Here is a 21,378-nt window from a genome sequence, read left to right as displayed (position 1 = left end):
AAATCGACTCCTTTCTTAGCTATGGCAGCTTTCACACTCATCAATTACTTCGCTAGACGTAGAGCGAACATAATACGTTGTTTTTAGCTTTTCTTTCCATGCAGTCATGTGTAAATCTAGTAAATCTTTTGCACGAATATCATTTTGAACATAAATGTTAAACGAGATAGATTGGTCAATATGACGCTGACGCTTTGCATTTTGCTTAATGCTCCAATGTTGGTCGATTAAATAAACAGACTTATAATACCAATTCGTTTCCGGTGACAAATCTGGAGCAGTAACTGGAATTTTATAGTTTTTCTTCTCTTCTGAATAGAACTTACGGAAAATCGGATCAATACTAGCCGTAGACCCAGCAATGATGGAAGTAGATGAATTCGGCGCAACGGCCATTAAATATCCGTTTCGAATTCCCTTTTCTTTCACAAGCGCCTGTAGCTCATTCCACTGATTACTTTCGTAACCGCGTGCTGCAAAATAAGCTCCTGTTTCCCAATCGGACCCTTCAAATAGAGGGTATGCTCCTTTTTCTTCTGCAAGCTCCATGCTTGATTGAATCGTTAGGTAAGCAATTTTTTCATATAACTCATCGCAATACTGAACAGCTTCTTCTGTTTCCCAAGCGATCTTTTGTAGAGCTAATAAATGGTTCCAACCAAACGTACCTAAACCGATAGCACGATAGCGTTGGTTTGTTAGTTTTGCCTGTAGAACTGGAAGGTTATTCAGTTCAATTACGTTATCTAGCATACGAACTTGAATGGGCACAAGGCGTTCAAGTACATCTTCCGTTACTGCACGTGCTAAGTTGATAGACGATAGATTGCAAACGACAAAGTCACCTGGTTGCTTTGTAATGACGATTTTTCCATCTTCTGTGATTTCTTCAACCACAGTTGTCATGCTTTGATTTTGCGTAATTTCTGTACATAAGTTACTGCAATAAATCATGCCCTCATGACGGTTTTGGTTAGCACGGTTCACTGTATCACGGTAGAACATATATGGTGTTCCTGTTTCTAATTGTGAAATCATAATTCGTTTAAAAATTTCAATCGCAGGCACTTTTTCTCTTGATAGGGATTCATTTTCAATACATTCACGATAACGATTTCTAAAGGAGCCGCTGCCTTCCTCTTCATCATAGAAATCTTCTAGCGAGTAACCCATTACCGTACGAACTTCATGAGGATCAAACAAGTACCAGTCTTCACGTTTTTCAACAGCTTCCATGAATAAATCCGGCAAGCAAACGCCAGTAAATAAGTCATGCGTACGCTGACGCTCGTCTCCATTGTTTAAACGTGCATCTAAGAAAGAAAAAATATCCTTATGCCATACGTCTAGATATACAGCAATTGCCCCTTGACGTTGACCCAGTTGATCAACACTAACTGCTGTGTTATTAAGCTGTTTCATCCAAGGAATTGTTCCTGATGATACGCCCTTAAACCCTTTTATATCGCTACCTCGGCTACGGATATGACCTAGATATACGCCAATTCCACCACCGTTTTTACTTAGCGTAGCTAAGTCCGTATTGCTATCATAGATACCTCGTAAACTATCATCAACCGTATCGATAAAGCAGCTTGATAGCTGTCCATAGCTTTTTCCTGCGTTCGCTAATGTCGGCGTTGCCACTGTCATGTAAAGGTTTGAAAGTGCCCAATATGACTCTTTTACCAGCGCTAAACGCTCTTCTTTCTTTTCATTTGCCATGAGTGTCATAGCAATAATTAAAAAGCGTTCCTGCGGTAGCTCGTATACACGCTTATCATGTGATGTTGCTAAATAGCGATCAGCTAATGTTAACAGGCCAATATACGTAAATAGGCTATCTTTTGTATAATCAATGGCTAAGCCTAGCTCATTAATCTCTTCCACAGAGTATGTATCCAAAAGCTGTGTACTATAAATCCCCATATCTGTAAGCTCTGTAATAAGCTTATAAAATGAGCCGTACCTTTCAGCTTGATTGTATTTTCTATTGGCGGCAGCTTTGCGATATAGCTCTTGTAAATAGATATGAGCTGCTACATATGTCCAATCTGGCTCATCCATTGAAATTCGCTCAAGTGCTGCTAAAATAAAAACATTTGCTATTTTTTCGTCCGTCATATTCTCTTTCGCAGCAACTGTTTCTACTACCTTTTCCTCATACCATGAAAAATCAAGTTGTGGAAATTTTTCACCAAGTAGTTTCATATCATAATTTACTTTTTCAAGTTTATTTAAATCTGTTGTATTAATCATAAAAATAAGTTCCTCCTTTTTCTCCAGCATAAAAAAATCGCTCACCTGACGCAGTGAGCGAATAGAACGAAGATAAAAGAAGACAAAAATGTCTTTTCTCAATCCTCGCTCTATCCTCTCACCTCCCGAAGAAGATAAAACGTCATAAAAAAGGCAGGTCTCCTGACTTATGCTTCGCTTTACTCTAAGGCCTTCCCATGATCGTTACTCACAGTGGCTATTCCTTATTTCATCAGCATTCACAGTTGCGGGGACAGTTTTGGATTTACACCAAATTCCCTTTTAAGTCTTTTTTCAGACACCTTTTCTACTGGAAAACACAAAATATAGTATATGAAGTTTTAATAAAAAACAAGATGTTGTGTTATAAACACATTATAAGGGACAACTTACAGAACTACAATATCTTTTTCAAAATAAATTCCCGCACATTTACCCCACCTTACTTAATATACTGATTTACGCCTTTGTTAAGTAAGGTTTCCTAAACATATGTAAAAAAAGAAATTTCTAAAAGTTTTGTTAGGTATTAGCAACTAGCTACTACAAACAGTCTTATTTTTCATCAAACTATTCCATCATAACATGTTTTCTCGGATTGGTTGTACTATTTGATTTATGAAATTTAATCAAACTTTTTTCACATGACTAGACAGCTGCTATATAAATAAAAAGAAAATTTTTTTAAAAACCGAACTCACAATAAAAAATCCACTTTTAAAGTGGATTTACATTATGCATATGTTTTTTGATATGTGGAAACTTTATTTAAAAATATCCTATCCACCCGATAGCCAATGCCTGGTTCTTTTGGCACATGAATTAACCCATCATCCACTTCTACTTCTGGAAGAATGACATCTTTGTTCCAATAGCGTGAAGAAGCTGAAATGTCTCCAGGTATCGTGAAATTCTCTAATGAAGCTAATGCAATATTATGAGCTCTTGATATACCCGATTCCAGCATTCCCCCTACCCATAGTCGAACATTACTTTTCTGGCACAAGTCATGAATTCGTTTTGCTTCTGTTAAGCCGCCTACCCGTCCAACTTTTACATTAATAACTTGACAGCTCCCTAACTCAATTGCTTTTCTAGCATCATCATAAGACACAATGCTTTCATCTAAGCAAACGGGCGTGCGTAGCTGCTGTTGTAAATGACGGTGATCGATAATATCACTAGAATCTAATGGCTGTTCAATCATCATAAGGTCAAATTCATCTAGCTTTTGAAGCAAATTCAAATCATTTAAGGAGTAAGCAGAGTTTGCATCTACCATCAGCGGCAGTTTTGGATAATGATTTCTAATTTGCTTAATAAGGTCATAATCAGCTCCAGGCTTAATCTTTACTTTAAAACGTTTATATCCAGCTTTCAAGTGTTCATCTATTTTATGAACCATCTTATGAATATCATCGAGTCCAACTACTACACCAGCTTCTACAGCTTCTTTTGTGCCACCAAGAGCTTGAGATAGAGACTTGTTGTTCTTCTTAGCAAACAAATCCCACACCGCACAATCTATTGCTGCTTTACTCATATGGTTTCGCTTAATCGGATTAAATATTTCCTGTAGGTCTAAAGGCGTCGTTAATCGCTTTCCAATTAAAGCCGGAAGTAAAAAATCATTGAGCATATGAAAGCACGTTTGGATGGTTTCTTCTGTGTACCAAGGAGTTGAAAATGCTACCACTTCTCCCCAGCCTGCTTCACCGCTTATATCTTCTACTTCTAAAAGAAGCAATTCTCGATTTGTCACAGTTCCATAACTAGTTGAAAACGGTGATAATAGGTTCAATTCAATAGCATGAATGGTTGCTTTATGGATTTCAATCATAGTTGACGCCCCTGTTCTATACGCTGAGGTAATTTTCGTCTAATAATTTTATTGGAAGCGGTTCTTGGTAGATCATCAACAATAAAATAATACTTTGGTACTTTATAATTGGCTAACATCGACTGACAATATGCCTGTAACTCTTCTTTTTTTATTGGTGATGTAACTACTAAAAAAGCTGCTGGAACTTGTCCCCACTGTTTATGAGGCAGCCCTGTAACCCCGGCTTCTGCAATAAGTGGATGCTTTAATAGAGTGCTCTCAATTTCTGCTGGATAGATATTTTCTCCACCTGAAATAATTAAATCTGACCTTCTATCTAATACGTATAAAAATCCATCTTCATCAAGTTTGCCGATATCTCCTGTATAAAACCAACCATTTTTTATTGCTTTATCTGTTTCTTCTGGTTTATTAAGGTACCCAGACGTTACGTTAGGACCTTTCACAGCAATTTCACCTTCTATACCATTCATTACTTCCTCACCGTTAGCATTTACAATCTTAAGCTGGCAAGGCATCAGGGGCTTTCCTGCAGATCCAAGTTTTTGAATACTATCTTCTGGAGCTAACGTTACAAACTGAGAAGAAGTCTCTGTCATGCCATACGTCTGGTAGACAGGGATTCCTTTCTCTATACAGTCGTCCAAGAGAACTCTTGGCACGGGACCTCCTCCTGCTAACATGCAGCGAAATGATTCAGGATATTTTCTGCCACCTAGTTCCTTTAACATTTGGGTCAGCATCGAAGTTACGACCGACATAATGGTCACACCTTTTGTTTCAATAGCAGCGTTTGCTTGTATAGCTTCAAACTTTGAGTGTAATACAATTCTCATCCCATAAATAACATTTCTCATTAAAATAGAAAAACCGCTAATATGAAACAAAGGCACAGCAACGAGCCAGCAGTCATTTGTCTGAAGTCCAAGGTTTAGCGATGACCCAGTAGCACTCCACCAGTGATTTCCATAAGACTGCATAACTCCTTTTGGGTTACCTGTAGTACCTGACGTATACATAATTGTATACGTATCATTTAAATCATACTGAGATTGAAGCACAATTTCTTTTTCGTGTCGATAGATAAGGTCTTGTAGCTGAATTAGTTCTGTTCCTGAAAGCAGTATGGTTTCTTCATAACTCTCATCCACAACAAGAAAGTTCGCTTTTGCATCGCTACATTGATACTGAATCTCTTGCTGCTTTAAACGCGTATTGAGTAATAGTGCTTTTGCTCCTATATAAGCTAAAGCATGAATTAATTCAATATATTCTATTCGGTTCTTCATATATATAGCAACTGTGTGACCTTTTTTTATCCCATAGCTCGCTAATTGAAAAGCTCGCTTCACCACTCGTTTATGCAGCTGTAAAAATGTAATCGATTCCGCTGCTAAGTCCACCGCAACTCGGTTAGGTGTTACTTTCGCTCGTTGACTTAACCAATTAGGTAACAAATTCATGCTTCTATTCTCCTTTCCATAGAAAAAACAGCTTGATGAATGTCATCAAGCTGTTTTGAGCATTATGGGAAACGTGGGAACTGTTTGAAGTCTGGGTTGCGCTTTTCTTTGAATGCGTCACGACCCTCTTTTGCTTCATCAGTTGTGTAATATAAAAGCGTAGCGTCTCCAGCAAATTGCTGTATACCAGCTAATCCATCTGTATCAGCATTAAATGCAGCTTTTAAGAAACGTAGAGCTGTTGGGCTCTTTTCTAACATTTCTTCACACCATTTAATTGTTTCTGCTTCTAGCTCTTCTAATGGTACAACAGTGTTAACAAGTCCCATTTCAAGTGCCTCTTGCGCATTGTATTGACGGCATAGATACCAAATTTCACGCGCTTTTTTATGACCAACAATACGCGCTAAATAGCCTGAACCATATCCAGCGTCAAAGCTTCCAACTTTTGGACCCGTTTGGCCAAAAATTGCATTATCTGCAGCAATTGTTAAGTCACATACGATATGTAAAACATGACCTCCACCGATTGCATAGCCTGAAACCATCGCAACAACTGGTTTTGGAATAACGCGAATTAATCGCTGTAAGTCTAATACGTTTAAGCGAGGAATTTCGTCTTCCCCTACATAACCACCATGCCCGCGTACTTTTTGGTCTCCACCAGAACAAAATGCTTTGTCTCCAGCACCAGCTAGCACAATTACACCAACGCTTGAATCATCACGCGCATATGCAAAAGCATTAATTAATTCCATTACCGTTTTTGGACGGAAAGCATTTCGTACTTCTGGACGATTAATTGTAATTTTTGCAATTCCATTATATGTTTCATACAAAATATCTTCATAATTACGTTGAGATACCCATTCAACTGTCATCTTTCTTCCTCCTCATGTTGTGATAAAAACTCACTTACTATTTTACCAAAAATTCTTGGTTGTTCCACATGAATTGCATGGCCAGTGTTTAAAACAACTTTATACCTACAAAATTTGAGCTGGTTAGACATGTCTTTTGCGATTTCACAAAATTTCTGATCAAGTTCACCTGTAATTAACAGGACAGGAAGCAACAAGGTATGTAACTTCTCCCAATAAGATTGTTGAGCTCCAGTTCCCATACCGATTAGACTATTTGCTAACCCGAGCTTACATTGAGCCAACCTCTCTTGACGAACTAGTGCTTGATCTTTTTCAGGCATGCGCTTTTGAGTTTTAAACATGGGGATGCTTTCCCAGTAGTCCACAAACTTCAACACACCTTGCTCCCTAATGAACGCAGCTAATTCTTCATCAGCAGCTTGCCTTGCCATTCGCTCCGGTTGTGTTTTTAAGCCCGGTGATCCACTCTCTAGAATGAGCGCTTTCACTCGTTCTTGATAATGAATGGAAAATGCCAACGCTAGACGCGCTCCCATTGAATAGCCAAGAAAAAAGGCCTTTTCAATTCGGAGCCTATCTAGAAGACTTACAATAACGTTCATCATCTGAGTCATTTTATATGGAGCTACATCGCTAGGGGAATCTGTCTTTCCATGGCCAATAATATCAATTGTAATAACCTGATAATAACGTGCCCAAGACTTCGTAAATGTACTCCAAGTTTGAGAGGAACCTGTAAAGCCATGCAATAACAAAAGGGGAGTTCCTTTCCCTTGTACTTCAACATGGTACGAAACATCTTCATATCTATAATACATCTCTTATTCCTCAAATTCAGACAAATTTATTACCTGGGAAACGTCACTCCAGATTTCACGATGTATTTCGACATTTTCTTTGCGAGCTGTTGGCACTTCAATAATGTGCAAGCCACCCTCTTTAAACGAAGCTTTTAATGCGCAGTGAAGCTCATCTGCTGTATAGGCTCTACTAAATGTACCCTCATATAACTTTGCAGCATGTTCAAACTGTAGACCTGTTGGCGTACCGAATAAAAACTCAAAATGCTTCTCTTCTTTTGACTGAGGTAAAAATGAAAAGATTCCCCCGCCATCATTGTTAATGAGCACGACTGTTAAGTTAAGATTATGCATTTTAGCAGCGAGCAAGCCGTTTAAATCATGGTAAAAAGATAAGTCCCCAATTAAAAGTACAGTATGTTCATATTCCGTGCTAACACCTAAAGCTGATGAAACAACACCATCAATGCCATTAGCACCGCGATTTGCAAATAAGTGAATTGGTTTATCTGTCGCAAAGAAAAACGAATCTACATCTCTTATTGGCATTGAGTTGCCAATAAACAAAGCCGAATTAGCTGGTAAAAGCTTTGATAGTTCCTGTACAATGCTACCTTCAAACCACTTATCTTGTAAGTTGATTTTTAACGAATCCTTAACCTGCTTATTTAATTCAATCCACTTTTCACTCCATGAATTAGAAGATTTCTTACTTCCTATATACTTTGGTAATTCACGAGCGAATAGCCCTTCGTTGCACTGAATCATATGCGTTGAGCGAAGTGTAGGATCTCGCCATCCATTACTTTCATCTACTACAAAAACAGCTTTTGGCTCATACGCTTTTAAAAATAAAGTCAAACCCTTTGACACAGGCATGGCACCAAACCGAATGACAACTTCTGGCTTCAATAGCGGTTGAATTCCTTCTTTTTTCAAAAAAGAATCGTACGTATCGATAACGAGATTTTTAGCATGATCACCGCTTCTCATCTGCGAGAGTGGATCTGCAATAATTGGAAATTGAAGATAACTTGCTAACTCTACAATAGCCTGTTTATCTTCCCCCTTTAGCTGATCTCCACATATGATCAAACCTTTTGTTTCGTCTTTTATGAACTGACCAATATGCGCAAAAGCTTGACTAGAAAGCATTGGATTTCCCTTATTAAACGAAACGTACGAGTTGTCACGCTCATGTAAGCTCCATAAATTTTCTAAAGAAAGATTTGGAACAATTGGTTCACGAAGCGGCATGTTAATATGAACAGGACCTTTTGGAGCACCAGCTGAAACGCTAACAGCTCTTCCAGCCACAGTTCGAATATAACGAATTGCCTCTTCCGCAGCTTCTGGTAAAGCTGTATCCACAAACCACTTTGCATAATGACTAAATAAGTATTGTTGATTAATTGCCTGTGGAGCTCCTACCTCACGCAGTTCATGCGGACGATCTGCCGTAATGACAAGTAGAGGAACCCTTGAGTGATGTGCTTCGACAACTGCTGGAAAATAATTTGCAGCAGCTGTTCCAGATGTACAAACAAGCGCAACAGGCTGATTTTTTGCTTTTGCCATACCTAAAGCAAAAAATCCAGCCGAGCGCTCATCAATATTTAAATGAACTTTTATCTTTTCATGCTCAGACATTAACATAGCAATCGGTGTTGAGCGAGAACCAGGGCTTACCACAACATGATTTACACCTAATTTAGCTAGTTCGTCTACAAAAGCTGCTACGTAAGCAGTTAACTGATCAGTATGGTCCACTTGCTATACCCCCTAAAGCTGATAGCATTGGATTAAATTTAATCGTTGTTTCTTCGTATTCACTCTCAGGTGTCGAATCTGCTACAATCCCACACCCTGCAAAAAGCATCGCTTGTTGTCGTTCAATTACACCTGAACGAATCCCAACAATAAACTCTCCGTTACCGTTAATATCAATCCACCCAATTGGAGCTGCATACCATCCACGATCGAACGGCTCTAACTTTCGAATAATGGACAAGGATTCTTTTTGCGGATATCCTCCTAGAGCAGGTGTTGGGTGGAGCTCTTTCAACAGAGAAAACAATGTCACACCTTTCTTGATTTTACCTCGTACAGGTGTATAGAGATGTTGGATATGCTTCGTTTTATACAATGTTGGCTGCATAGGTATTTCTACTTCCATACAATAGGCGTCCATTGCTTCTTTAATCATATGCACGACCACGTCATGCTCAATTAAATTTTTTTGGTCATTTAAAAGCTCATCACCTAGAAGCGCATCTTCTTTACGTGTTTTTCCTCGCTTAATGGAACCCGCTAAACAAGTTGAAAAAACATAGTCTCCTTCTTTCTGCACCAAACGCTCTGGAGATGCACCAACAAAATGTTGGTTTTCATTCTCAAAAATGAAGGTGTAGCTTGTAGGCTGCTCTCTCAGTAAACGCTGAATAACGTACTCTGTCGAAATTGCTTCAGTAAATGTTGCTTTTAACTGTCGAGCTAGCACGACTTTTTCAATTTTTTCTTGTTGAATTAAGGAAGTAGCATTTTGAACATTTTTTGTAAACCTTTGTACATCAATTTCTTCTTTTGTTAATAGTAAAGGTGATGAGTAGCTACTGCCATCATACTCTTGATTTATTAACAATCCTTCAAACTCTTCAATGTGCTTAAGGTGATCTTGTATATTGTCTTCACCACTTACTTTAATGTTTATACTTAGATACCCATTTCCATCTGCCTCTGTATACAGAACAGAAGGAATTACAAATTTACTATTGGAAAAATCCGTCCAATAGCTGTCCTTTTTTTGATAAGGATCAAATGAGAATCCTCCAAAAAGCAGAGGACCTGTACCATTTGGAAATTCTACGTTATTTGTATATAAAATATCTTTTTTAAAGCGCTTCCATTGTTTTTCTGTATCAAAAAAACGCGCAGACCCTTCTTTGGAAGACAGCGTATAAGCTCTTCCTAATCCAACGAACGTGTACTGTTGGTTCGAATCTCTCCAAAAGAAACGTTCTTTACAAAACTGTCTATAGCCGTTTGCATAAAAAATAAGGGGGTCAATAGGTCTTACTTTTTTGACTACGCTGACAAGTTTTGTATTACTTTCATTTCTGGCACATTCAATTGCCTTTGATAAATGATCATGTATTAACTGTTCAGTTATTGCAATCACACTACGTCCCCCCGTTTATAATCTCGTAAGTCTTTAACCAATTTATTATAAACTTTCGTTGTAAAAAAATCTAGTTTGACAACTGAATTCCTTTGATAAGATTGTATCATATCTCATCAGAAGTTAACGAGTTTGTGCTCTTGGTTTCTGCGTTACGTGATATAACTACGGAAAGTATCAACTCTCCTTCATCATTGAAAGTATCTACCACCTAGTTTTTCCATAACTAATGGAAGAAGTCATTACACATTTCATCATAAATGCCAATCATTTCACATGTGAAACACGATAGAGCTTAATTTTTTTAAATCATTTAACACATAATAATGTGGAATTGAGTAATTCAAGGGAAAAGGGAGAGAATTTTTATGATTTCCAACAAGCAGCTAAACCAATTAAGGGACGTATTATTAACTGAGCAGGAAAACTTACTAAACCAGTTAAAAGATAATAATGATTTTGGATTAACATCCCAAAGTTTACATGATTCAACAGGGGAGTTATCAAGTTATGATAACCACCCTGGAGATATGGCGAGTGAAATTTATGAACGGGAAAAAGACATTGCATTATATGAACATACACGGGAAGAGCTAGAGGAAATTAAGACTGCTTTAAATGCGATGGAGGCAACCACATATGGAAAATGTAAAACATGTGGGAAGGATATTAGCTTTGAACGACTAGAAGCAGTTCCTACCACGTTGTATTGTAAAGAGCATAGTCCATCTCAGGAAACATCACACCAAAGACCTATCGAAGAATTAAGTCCTCGTCATCCATTTGGACAATACGACCTGGACACTTCCGGAGCAACTGAATATGACGCAGAAGATTCTTGGCAAGACGTAGAGAGGTATGGAACGTCTGAGTCCCCATCTGATTTTGAAGGAGATATTTCTTCTTATAACGACACATATATTGAGCATGACGAAAACGTCGGTTATGTAGAAGACTATGAGAACTTTGTAGGTACTGATTTATATGGAAAAGAAATTGTTGTCTATCCGTCCAAGCAACATGAAGAGTATGAACAAAGCTTAGATGAAGAAGGCATCATGACCACTTTTGGTGACCTCCCTTCTCACGAGAAAGAACATTATACAGATTAACAGGAGTAGCGTAATACTCCTGTTTTTTTATGTTGAATATACCTTTAAGGGAATTTCTTAAGTGGTGACAATAGATAAAAAGGAGCCTAAAGGCTCCTTTTTTAGTATGATAATATTTGTTTTGATGAATTAATCTCCCAAATTTCCTTTGCATATTCTGATATTGTGCGATCACTAGAGAAATAACCTGATTGAGCAATATTTAACGCACTCATTTCAAACCACTTGTCTTTGTCACCATATGCTTGATTTACTTTTTCCTGTGCTTGAACGTAGGACGCAAAGTCTCTCAGTACATAGTATTCATCATTTTGCATTAACAAAGAATCATAAATTGGCTCAAATAAATCATAAGTATTCTTAAAAAAGCCGTTTGTAAGCTGCTCTAACACTTTTTTGATTCGTTGATCATGATGGTAATAATCAAATGAACGATACCCACCGTTTTGTTGATAGTGTAGAACTTCCTCGGATGATAAGCCAAAGATAAACATATTATTTTCTCCAACAACTTCCGCAATTTCTACGTTTGCTCCATCCATTGTTCCAACGGTTAAAGCACCGTTCATCATGAATTTCATATTCCCTGTTCCTGATGCTTCTTTACTAGCAGTTGAGATTTGTTCACTAACATCCGCTGCTGTAAACACATCTTCAGCTAAAGAAACACGATAGTTTTCGAGAAAAACAACTTTTAAAAACGGCGATGTGACGGGATCACTATTTACTACATCAGCCACTGAGTTAATTAACTTAATAACCTTCTTAGCATAATAATATCCTGGGGAAGCTTTTGCCCCAAAGATGAACGTTCTCGGTACAATTTTAAAGTTAGAATCCTCTTTTAAACGATTGTACAGGTACATAATATGAAGTACATTTAGCAACTGTCGCTTATAAGCATGCAGTCTCTTCACCTGCACATCAAAGATTGATTGTGGATTTATTTCAATACCAGTTTGCTTTTTGATAACTTCGCTTAAAATATCTTTTCGCTGTTGCTTTACTTTTTTTAATTGGTCTTTAAAATTTTTATCTTGAGCATAAGATTCCAACTGTTTTAATGCGTAAGGGTTTTTCACCCATTCATCACCAATGGTTTCATTGAGAAGTATTGATAATTCTGGATTCGCCTTTAACAGCCATCGTCTATGAGTAATACCATTTGTTTTATTAATAAATTTCTGTGGATAGAAATCAAAGAAGTTTTTCATTTCTCGCTTTTTCAAAATATCGGTGTGTATTTTAGCTACACCGTTTACTTTATGGCTGCCTACAATAGCTAAATGAGCCATTTTCACCATATCATGTGCGATAATTGCCATATCCTCAATTCTTTTCCATTGATAAGGATATCGTTTCCACAACTCTTCACAAAAGCGTTGGTTAATTTCTTCCACAATCATATAAATGCGAGGAAGAAGTGGCTTAAATAAATGAATTGGCCATTTTTCTAAAGCTTCAGATAACGTTGTATGATTCGTATATGAGATTGTCTGTGTAGTAATATGCCAAGCATCATCCCAGCTAAGCTTTTCCTCATCTAATAGAATGCGCATAAGCTCTGGTATAGCTAATACAGGGTGAGTGTCATTAATATGAATAGCTACTTTTTCATGTAGATTGGCAAGCGTCCCGTATACGATACGATGTGAACGAACAATACTTTGCAAACTAGCTGATACAAGAAAATATTGCTGCTTTAACCTTAAAATTTTACCATCTTCATGGGTGTCATCTGGATATAAAAATTCAGAGACTGCTTCCGTTTCTCTTTTATACTGCATTACGTCTTTATGTACTGGAAATGAGGCAGGTTCTGCATTCCAAAGTCGAAGCGTATTCACTGTAGTCGTGTCATAACCTACTACAGGAATGTCGTACGGCACAGCTAAAATAGACTCTCCGTTAATATGTCGAAATGCTAGTTTACCATTATCACTGTAATATTCAACGTCTCCCCAGAAGTTCACTTCAATGGATTGATCAACTTTCCTCACTTCCCAAGAGTTACCGTGGCGAAGCCATTGTTCAGGTAACTCTACTTGAAAGCCATCCACAATCTTTTGATCGAATAACCCATGCTTATATCGAATTCCACATCCATGCCCTGGTAAATTTAAAGAGGCTAAAGAATCTAAAAAGCAAGCAGCTAACCGGCCCAATCCACCATTCCCTAACCCAGCATCTGCTTCAATTTCCTCAATCTCTTCTAGTGAAATATTTAAATCCTTTAACCCTTCTTCAACTACTTCTTTTATTCCAAGATTAAGTAAGTTTTGTCCTAATAGCCTGCCTAATAGAAATTCAATCGATAGATAATACACTTGTTTTGAGTGATTTGATCTCTGAGCCTCATTAGTAGCAATCCAATCACTACTAATATACTCTCTCACCATATTTCCTAACGTATGGTATTGATCTTGTACCGTCGATTCTTTGAAGCTTTTCCCATAAGTCATTTCTAACTTTTTTAAAAATACTTTTTGAAAGCTTTCTTTATTAGAGAACAAGCTTATCACCCTTTCAAGATGAAATAGATGTTAAGTTCGCATATAGTTGATTGTATTTAAATGCCGATTGCGCCCAGCTATAATCTTGACTCATAGCGTCTCGCATTAATTTCTCCCACACGTCCTTATCATTGTAAAAGGAAATTGCCCTTTCAATTGTGTAAAGCATATCGTGAGCGTTATAGTTTGCAAAAGTAAATCCGTTTCCTTCATAGGTATACTCATTATACGAAAGGACCGTATCGTTTAGCCCACCTGTTTCTCTAACGATGGGTATTGCACCATAGCGTAACGCAATTAATTGACCTAATCCACATGGCTCAAACTTTGAAGGCATTAAAAATAAATCTGATCCTGCATACACTTTATGCGCTAGCGCTTCATTAAAACCAATAATTGCTTTTACCTGATTGGGATACTGAGATTCCATCTCTTTAAAAAATGATTCAAATTCTGCTTCACCTGTTCCCAGTATAACAACCTGCGCATCTAAACGAATTATTTCATGAAAAACATGCTTTACAAGATCTAACCCTTTTTGCTTTGTTAATCGCGTGACCATTGAAACAAGTGGAACATCATTTCTCACATCTAATCCAAGGTATGCTTGTAAATCTTCTTTATTCTTATACTTACCTGCTAAATCTTGAGCTGAGTAGTTAAATGCAATTAATTCATCATTTTCCGGATTATAGGCTTGGTCATCAATACCATTTACAATCCCTATCAAATCCTGGTCTCGTTGTCTTAGTAACCCATCTAACTTTTCACCATAATAAGGCATTTGGATTTCATTTCGATAAGTTGGGCTCACTGTCGTAATTTTATCCGCAGAGACAATGCCGCCTTTCATAAAATTTAAATTGCCATAAAACTCTAACTGGTTGGACGTAAAATGATACTCATTTAAGTTTAATAGCTCATATAAATTCTGCTTTGGAAAGATACCCTGAAATTGTAAGTTATGAATGGTGAATACTGTCTCAATATGGTCATACATACTATATTGTGCTCTTAATAGAAACGGAATCATGGCTGTATGCCAGTCATGACAATGAATAATATCCGGCTCATTTACTAGAGTTGGAATAGCCTCTAGTACCGCTTTGGAGAAAAAAGCAAAGCGCTCCGCATCATCATAATGACCGTACAGACTATCTCTTTTAAAATAGTATTCATTATCGATAAAAATGTACTGAGTACCATTCATTTCTAGCGTATAAATCCCACAATATTGTCTTCTCCAGCCAACTTGGACGTAGATCACTTTTTCTAGAGTCATCTGCTCACTGTACTTCTCAGAAATCAAGCTATACTTAGGCATAATCACGGACACGTTAGTACCCAACTGCTTCAATTCTTTAGGCAAAGCACCAGCTACGTCTGCTAATCCCCCTGTTTTAATAAAGGGTACACATTCTGACACTGCAAATAATACATTCACGAATTCATCAACGCTCCTTGAACTGTTCCTTTTGCTAATACTCTTGGTAGATTAGGTTCACCATTCAACTCTTCATGGCTACCTATTTTTACATCTTTATCTAAAACAACATAGTTTAATACACTATTCTCAAGAATAGCTCCTTTTTGCATCACGATACTATTTTTAACAACTGCACCTTTTCCTATCTTTACTCCTCGGAAAATAATACTATTTTCCACATGCCCTTCAATAACGCAACCGTTAGCAATCATTGAATTTTTCACGACAGCTGTTTTTGCATAGCGTGTTGGAGGTTCATCTTTTGTTTTTGTATAGATTGGACGAGTTCTTAAAAATAGCTGCTTCCATGTTTCTGCAGATAAAATATCCATACTAGCTTTATAATAGGCTTCTAGCGAATCTACTTGAGAAAGGTACCCATTTTGCTCATACGTGATCACTTTCGAGGACGAAGAAAGATAGTGTACGAGCTCTGTAATCGTATCAAAGTCTTGGGTTTCATTTTGTAGGATATCAAGTAACGCTTTTTTATTAATAATGTATATATTTAGAGGTGTATTACCGTTCACTACTGACGTTACAACTGCACCTTGAGCTACATGACGCTTTAATACTTGGTTAAAATCAATGGTACAAATGGTATAGCTGTTTGCAATAATAACGTAATCTTGTTTACTTCGAAGGAAATAATCAATATGATAGCGGAATTGAGCAATTAGCGATGGGTCTTCTAATTTTAAATCGTTTTTTACAGGTGGAAAAATGAATAGACCATCTCTTTTTCGGTCTAAATCCCACTCCTTGCCTGAACCAATATGGTCGGTAAGAGCACGATAGCGATCTTTCGGAAATATAGCTACGCTTTGCACACCAGAATTAACCATGTTTGATAGCATAAAATCAATTAATCGGTAGCGTCCTGCAAATGGAACAGCCGCAATTGAACGATAAAAAGTTAATGGTTGTAAGGAGCTCGTAGTTGTGCAAGCATCAATAATGCCTAGCATTTGATTATTCAATGTAGTTCATCCTCTCTGTTAATTAAATGCGTTATGAAATGGACTCTAACAGTTCATTCGTCACTAAAATAACTTCTTCTTTTCCCTTGGTTGGCTTAATAATTGTTCCATCTGGAATAATTACGTCTGACGGAATAATAGCATTTTCAATATATACGTTTACGCCAACCTTTGCTGATGGCATCACAACGCTTCGCTTTACTTCTGAACCACTACCAATTTGTACACCTGGAAATAACACGGAACGTTCAATACTACCTTCAACTACGCAGCCTTCATTGACTAATGATTCTACGACGCATGCTGTTGGAGCAATGTATTGAGGGGGTTGACTCGGATTTACGGAATAGACCTTCCACGAAGAGTCAAATAAATTGAGCTCATCACTTTCATCTAATAAATCCATATTTGCTTCCCATAGGCTCTTAACCGTTCCTACATCCTTCCAATATCCTTTAAATGGATATGCCATTAAACGCTTTTTCTCTTCTAACAATAGCGGAATGACATCTTTTCCGAAGTCATGACTAGAATAAGGGTTACGTGCATCCATTTCTAAATATTCTTTAAGAATATTCCATTTAAAAATATAAATACCCATAGATGCCAAGTTATTTTTTGGATACTGTGGCTTTTCATCAAATTCTTGAACTTCTAAGGCTTCATTTGTATTTAAAATTCCAAACCTACTTGCTTCATCCCAAGGAACTTCAATTACTGAGATAGATACATCTGCTTCTTTTTCAATATGATAATCTAGCATACTTTCATAATTCATTTTGTAAATATGGTCTCCTGATAAAATTAACACATACTCAGGCTCATACTGGCATAGGTAGTTTAGGTTTTCATAAATAGCGCTGGCAGTTCCTTTATACCACTTTACCCCTGATGACTCTGAATAAGGAGGTAATACAGTAACGCCTCCGTCTCTTCTATCTAAGTCCCAAGCGCTTCCAATACCAATGTAAGAGTGTAAGAGTAAAGGCTGGTACTGCGTTAAAATTCCAACTGTTTCAATCCCAGAGTTGGAGCAATTGCTTAGCGCAAAATCAATAATTCGATACTTCCCACCAAATGGAACAGCTGGCTTTGCTAAATTTTTTGTAAGCGAACTTAATCGACTACCTTTTCCTCCTGCCAACAACATCGCTACGCACTTCTTTTTTAACATTGTTTCTTCTCTCCCCCCGTTTTTTCTTTGTTCTCATGATGCTAATCCCAAAGGGTGGTACATCCATTTCAATATGAAATGGTAGACCATGAAATCCTTCTTCGATTACTTTTAAAGGTTTTGGGTTAACAACTCCAGAACCTCCAAAATCAACATGATCACTATTGATGACCTCAACATATTCTGTGTTTAGAGGAACACCTACTTTATATGCATGATATGGAACATCTGAGAAGTTACATACCACAACAAGCTTATCTTGACTATTTGTTGATGTTCGAATAAATGAAAAGATTTTTTGTTCTCGATTATTCACATCAATCCAAGAGAAACCCTCTTCTTGATGATCTAATTCATAAAGTGGTTTACTTCGTTTATAAATCTTAAGAAGTTCTTTGAAATAGCTATTTAAACTTTGGTGCATATCAAAGTCATATAGCTGCCAATCTAAATCACTTGCGTCTTTCCACTCATCAAACTGACCAAATTCTCCGCCCATAAATAGCAATTTTTTGCCAGGATGAGCAATAAAATAACCGTATAATAACCGAAGCTGTGCAAATTTCCTCCAATAGTCTCCAGGCATTTTATTTAACAATGATTTCTTTCCATGAACTACTTCATCATGAGAGAATGGTAAAATAAAGTTTTCATTAAAGGCATACATTAAAGAGAAAGTCATTTTTTCATGAAGATTTGCTCTTTGATGAATGTCGGCTTCCATATAAGTTAAAACATCGTTCATCCAGCCCATGTTCCATTTATAATTAAAACCTAGCCCACCGTCATATGTAGGAGCCGTAACTAATGGCCAATCCGTTGAATCTTCAGCCATCATTAAGATAGTCGAATCATAAGCAAAAACCGCCTCATTCAGCTTTCTTAAGAATTGAACAGCATATTGATTCTCAACCAATTCATGAGAATTTGGCCAATATAACATATTAGCAACAGCATCGACTCTAAAACCATCAATGTGAAAGTATTCTAACCAAAAAAGTGCATTTGATATTAAGAAACTTTGTACTTCCGGTTTACCTAAGTCAAAATTAGCCGTGCCCCATGTATAGTTTTCGCGATCTAATTCGTTCTTATATTCATACGTGGGTGAACCATCAAACATATATAATCCATGCGCATCTTTACAAAAATGCCCTGGAACCCAATCTAAAAGAACACCTATGCTGCTTTGATGACACTGGTCAATAAAATACATTAAATCATGTGGTGAACCGTATCGACTGGTTGCAGAAAAATAACCAGTTCCTTGGTACCCCCAAGATTTATCGAGCGGATGCTCAACTAGAGGTAATAGTTCGATATGAGTAAACCCTTGTTCTATTACATAAGGAATTAACTCTTCAGCTAACTCACGATACGTATATAGTTCACCATCCTCATGAACTTTCCATGAACCAGCATGTAATTCGTAAATACACATAGGCTTTTCATAAATAGTTTGTTGTTTCTTCTTACGTTTCCAATACCGATCTCCCCACTTGTACCCTTCTAAATAATAAATTTTAGAAGCAGTATCGGGTCTTACTTCACTATGAAAAGCATAAGGATCAGCTTTTAGTAGTTTTGTTCCATCACGAGTTGTAATTTCATATTTATAAATCATATCCTCTTCAAGATACGGAATGAATATTGTCCATATCCCTTCAGAATTTAATCGCTCTAGCCGGTGATTCAAACCGTTCCATTCATTAAAATCACCCACAATACTTACTGCAGAAGCATTAGGAGCCCAGACAGAAAAACGTACTCCCTCTGTGCTGTTTATTGTTAACTTATGTGCCCCAAAAAGCTTATAACTATGAAATAAATTTCCTTCGTGATAAAGATGGATGTCAAAATCAGTAGGTTGAACAGTCGAATTCAAAAATACCCCTCCTTGATAACAATTAACCTAGTAAATAAACCTTCTTCTATCATTTCTATTATCTAATTTACATTCCATAAAGCAGCTGTTTTTTCCTTCTTCTCTGAATATTTTTACGAAAATAAAAAAACCATCTATTTATTAGACGGTTTTCAAATAAATAAAAAAGGTTTGCATAAATGCAAACCTTTTTAGATATGACCCGTACGGGATTCGAACCCGTGTTACCGCCGTGAAAGGGCGGTGTCTTAACCACTTGACCAACGGGCCATTATTAAAATTGACTGGCGGAGAAGGAGGGATTTGAACCCTCGCGCCGCTTACGCGACCTACACCCTTAGCAGGGGCGCCTCTTCAGCCTCTTGAGTACTTCCCCAATATAATGGCTCCACAGGTAGGACTCGAACCTACGACCGATCGGTTAACAGCCGATTGCTCTACCACTGAGCTACTGTGGAATAATAAATGGTGGGCCTAAGTGGACTCGAACCACCGACCTCACGCTTATCAGGCGTGCGCTCTAACCAGCTGAGCTATAGGCCCATTATGGAGCGGGTGATGAGAATCGAACTCACGACATCAGCTTGGAAGGCTGAGGTTTTACCATTAAACTACACCCGCTTAATTATATGGGGCGACTGATGGGAATCGAACCCACGAATGTCGGAACCACAATCCGATGCGTTAACCACTTCGCCACAATCGCCATATAGATGGTGGCTCGGGACGGAATCGAACCGCCGACACAAGGATTTTCAGTCCTTTGCTCTACCAACTGAGCTACCGAGCCTTTTTATAATGGCGGTCCCGACGGGAATCGAACCCGCGATCTCCTGCGTGACAGGCAGGCATGTTAACCGCTACACCACGGGACCACTTTGGTTGCGGGGACAGGATTTGAACCTGCGACCTTCGGGTTATGAGCCCGACGAGCTACCAGACTGCTCCACCCCGCGATAATTTGATAATAATATAATGGCGGAGGAAGAGGGATTCGAACCCCCGCGGGCTTTAACACCCCTGTCGGTTTTCAAGACCGATCCCTTCAGCCGGACTTGGGTATTCCTCCGTATATTATATATGGTAGCGGCGGAGGGGATCGAACCCCCGACCTCACGGGTATGAACCGTACGCTCTAGCCAGCTGAGCTACACCGCCATATTATCATAAATGTATTAAATTGGTGGAGCCTAGCGGGATCGAACCGCTGACCTCCTGCGTGCAAGGCAGGCGCTCTCCCAGCTGAGCTAAGGCCCCAGAAATGGTCGGGAAGACAGGATTCGAACCTGCGACCCCTTGGTCCCAAACCAAGTGCTCTACCAAGCTGAGCTACTTCCCGTTTATGGCGCGCCCGAGAGGAGTCGAACCCCTAACCTTTTGATCCGTAGTCAAACGCTCTATCCAATTGAGCTACGGGCGCTTATTAAAATGGTGCCGAGGGCCGGACTTGAACCGGCACGGTAGTCACCTACCGCAGGATTTTAAGTCCTGTGTGTCTGCCAATTCCACCACCCCGGCAGGACTTATTTGTGGAGCGGAAGACGAGGTTCGAACTCGCGACCCCCACCTTGGCAAGGTGGTGTTCTACCACTGAACTACTTCCGCGCATTATGAAATTAAATGGTGCGGGTGAAGGGACTTGAACCCCCACGTCGTAAAGACACTAGATCCTAAGTCTAGCGCGTCTGCCAATTCCGCCACACCCGCATGTGTGTATTTAAAATGGTGAGCCATGAAGGACTCGAACCTTCGACCCTCTGATTAAAAGTCAGATGCTCTACCAACTGAGCTAATGGCTCGA

13 protein-coding genes, 18 tRNA genes and 1 riboswitch are annotated in these 21,378 nt (G+C 38.3%); of the genes, 1 reads left to right on the top strand and 30 read right to left on the bottom strand.

What is annotated here, in order from left to right; genetic code table 11:
- Positions 1-15: 15 nt before the first annotated feature.
- The 7 genes from A2U94_RS04035 to A2U94_RS04005 all read right to left on the bottom strand — a co-directional run bounded on the left by A2U94_RS04035 (position 16) and on the right by A2U94_RS04005 (position 10,427).
- Entirely contained in the window at positions 16-2,211 is a 2,196-nt protein-coding gene (locus A2U94_RS04035; protein ID WP_231882734.1) for a ribonucleoside-diphosphate reductase subunit alpha, read from the bottom strand.
- A gap of 183 nt (positions 2,212-2,394) precedes the next feature.
- Positions 2,395-2,580, bottom strand: a riboswitch (cobalamin riboswitch).
- Positions 2,581-2,992: 412 nt separating this feature from the next.
- Complete coding sequence (gene menC, locus A2U94_RS04030) at positions 2,993-4,099, bottom strand: o-succinylbenzoate synthase (protein ID WP_035321466.1); 1,107 nt, start codon at positions 4,097-4,099, stop codon at positions 2,993-2,995.
- Positions 4,096-5,565, bottom strand: coding sequence for an o-succinylbenzoate--CoA ligase (locus A2U94_RS04025; RefSeq protein ID WP_025911895.1), 1,470 nt, complete (start codon positions 5,563-5,565; stop codon positions 4,096-4,098). Before A2U94_RS04025 ends, menC begins: the two co-directional genes overlap by 4 nt.
- Positions 5,566-5,627: 62 nt before the next feature.
- Positions 5,628-6,446 (bottom strand): 1,4-dihydroxy-2-naphthoyl-CoA synthase, encoded by an 819-nt coding sequence (gene menB / locus A2U94_RS04020; RefSeq protein WP_025911893.1) that lies wholly within the window; start codon positions 6,444-6,446, stop codon positions 5,628-5,630.
- On the bottom strand, positions 6,443-7,267 hold the full coding sequence (gene menH / locus A2U94_RS04015; protein WP_025911892.1) for a 2-succinyl-6-hydroxy-2,4-cyclohexadiene-1-carboxylate synthase: 825 nt from the start codon (positions 7,265-7,267) through the stop codon (positions 6,443-6,445). The genes menB and menH overlap by 4 nt, the downstream gene beginning before the upstream one ends.
- A gap of 3 nt (positions 7,268-7,270) precedes the next feature.
- Positions 7,271-9,019 carry a 2-succinyl-5-enolpyruvyl-6-hydroxy-3-cyclohexene-1-carboxylic-acid synthase gene (gene menD, locus A2U94_RS04010; protein WP_025911891.1) on the bottom strand — a complete coding sequence of 583 codons (1,749 nt, stop codon included), beginning with the start codon at positions 9,017-9,019 and terminating at the stop codon, positions 7,271-7,273.
- On the bottom strand, positions 9,006-10,427 hold the full coding sequence (locus A2U94_RS04005; RefSeq protein WP_025911890.1) for an isochorismate synthase: 1,422 nt from the start codon (positions 10,425-10,427) through the stop codon (positions 9,006-9,008). The genes menD and A2U94_RS04005 overlap by 14 nt, the downstream gene beginning before the upstream one ends.
- A 368-nt stretch (positions 10,428-10,795) precedes the next feature.
- On the opposite strand from A2U94_RS04005, the gene A2U94_RS04000 reads away from it, so the two are divergent.
- Positions 10,796-11,539 (top strand): TraR/DksA C4-type zinc finger protein, encoded by a 744-nt coding sequence (locus tag A2U94_RS04000; protein WP_035321464.1) that lies wholly within the window; start codon positions 10,796-10,798, stop codon positions 11,537-11,539.
- A gap of 101 nt (positions 11,540-11,640) precedes the next feature.
- Here A2U94_RS04000 and A2U94_RS03995 read toward each other — a convergent pair whose 3' ends face one another.
- From A2U94_RS03995 to A2U94_RS03885, 23 genes are all read right to left on the bottom strand, one after another.
- The gene (locus A2U94_RS03995; RefSeq protein ID WP_025911889.1) at positions 11,641-14,052 is read right to left on the bottom strand and encodes a glycogen/starch/alpha-glucan phosphorylase; all 2,412 of its coding nucleotides are present in this window, start codon (positions 14,050-14,052) and stop codon (positions 11,641-11,643) included.
- Positions 14,053-14,065: 13 nt separating this feature from the next.
- Positions 14,066-15,496 carry a glycogen synthase GlgA gene (gene glgA / locus A2U94_RS03990; protein WP_025911887.1) on the bottom strand — a complete coding sequence of 477 codons (1,431 nt, stop codon included), beginning with the start codon at positions 15,494-15,496 and terminating at the stop codon, positions 14,066-14,068.
- Positions 15,493-16,518, bottom strand: a complete 1,026-nt coding sequence (locus tag A2U94_RS03985) for a GlgC family sugar phosphate nucleotidyltransferase (RefSeq protein ID WP_025911886.1) — start codon at positions 16,516-16,518, stop codon at positions 15,493-15,495. The genes glgA and A2U94_RS03985 overlap by 4 nt, the downstream gene beginning before the upstream one ends.
- Before the next feature lie 31 nt (positions 16,519-16,549).
- Positions 16,550-17,692, bottom strand: a complete 1,143-nt coding sequence (locus A2U94_RS03980; RefSeq protein ID WP_025911884.1) for a glucose-1-phosphate adenylyltransferase — start codon at positions 17,690-17,692, stop codon at positions 16,550-16,552.
- Complete coding sequence (gene glgB / locus A2U94_RS03975; RefSeq protein WP_025911883.1) at positions 17,643-19,577, bottom strand: 1,4-alpha-glucan branching enzyme; 1,935 nt, start codon at positions 19,575-19,577, stop codon at positions 17,643-17,645. Before glgB ends, A2U94_RS03980 begins: the two co-directional genes overlap by 50 nt.
- A 198-nt stretch (positions 19,578-19,775) precedes the next feature.
- Positions 19,776-19,847, bottom strand: a tRNA-Glu gene (locus A2U94_RS03970).
- Positions 19,848-19,862: 15 nt separating this feature from the next.
- A tRNA-Ser gene (locus A2U94_RS03965) sits at positions 19,863-19,953 on the bottom strand.
- Positions 19,954-19,960: 7 nt separating this feature from the next.
- Positions 19,961-20,035: transfer RNA gene (locus A2U94_RS03960), tRNA-Asn, on the bottom strand.
- 8 nt (positions 20,036-20,043) lie between these two features.
- Positions 20,044-20,120: transfer RNA gene (locus A2U94_RS03955), tRNA-Ile, on the bottom strand.
- A 4-nt stretch (positions 20,121-20,124) separates the two neighbouring features.
- Positions 20,125-20,198: transfer RNA gene (locus A2U94_RS03950), tRNA-Gly, on the bottom strand.
- 9 nt (positions 20,199-20,207) lie between these two features.
- Positions 20,208-20,283, bottom strand: a tRNA-His gene (locus tag A2U94_RS03945).
- An 8-nt stretch (positions 20,284-20,291) separates the two neighbouring features.
- A tRNA-Phe gene (locus A2U94_RS03940) sits at positions 20,292-20,367 on the bottom strand.
- Positions 20,368-20,376: 9 nt separating this feature from the next.
- Positions 20,377-20,452 (bottom strand) — tRNA-Asp (locus tag A2U94_RS03935).
- Between the two features lie 4 nt (positions 20,453-20,456).
- A tRNA-Met gene (locus A2U94_RS03930) sits at positions 20,457-20,533 on the bottom strand.
- A gap of 20 nt (positions 20,534-20,553) precedes the next feature.
- Positions 20,554-20,646 (bottom strand) — tRNA-Ser (locus A2U94_RS03925).
- Positions 20,647-20,658: 12 nt separating this feature from the next.
- Positions 20,659-20,735 (bottom strand) — tRNA-Met (locus tag A2U94_RS03920).
- 23 nt (positions 20,736-20,758) lie between these two features.
- Positions 20,759-20,834, bottom strand: a tRNA-Ala gene (locus A2U94_RS03915).
- A gap of 5 nt (positions 20,835-20,839) precedes the next feature.
- A tRNA-Pro gene (locus tag A2U94_RS03910) sits at positions 20,840-20,916 on the bottom strand.
- A gap of 4 nt (positions 20,917-20,920) precedes the next feature.
- A tRNA-Arg gene (locus tag A2U94_RS03905) sits at positions 20,921-20,997 on the bottom strand.
- A gap of 9 nt (positions 20,998-21,006) precedes the next feature.
- A tRNA-Leu gene (locus tag A2U94_RS03900) sits at positions 21,007-21,095 on the bottom strand.
- 12 nt (positions 21,096-21,107) lie between these two features.
- Positions 21,108-21,182 (bottom strand) — tRNA-Gly (locus tag A2U94_RS03895).
- Positions 21,183-21,198: 16 nt separating this feature from the next.
- A tRNA-Leu gene (locus A2U94_RS03890) sits at positions 21,199-21,284 on the bottom strand.
- 16 nt (positions 21,285-21,300) lie between these two features.
- A tRNA-Lys gene (locus tag A2U94_RS03885) sits at positions 21,301-21,376 on the bottom strand.
- Between the last annotated feature and the right edge of the window lie 2 nt (positions 21,377-21,378).

Source organism: Bacillus sp. VT 712 (assembly GCF_001614195.1).
Taxonomy (GTDB): Bacteria; Bacillota; Bacilli; order Bacillales; family Bacillaceae_H; genus Priestia; species Priestia flexa.
Note: the sequence above shows the minus strand (reverse complement) of the source record. Positions and strands in the feature narration are given on the sequence as shown.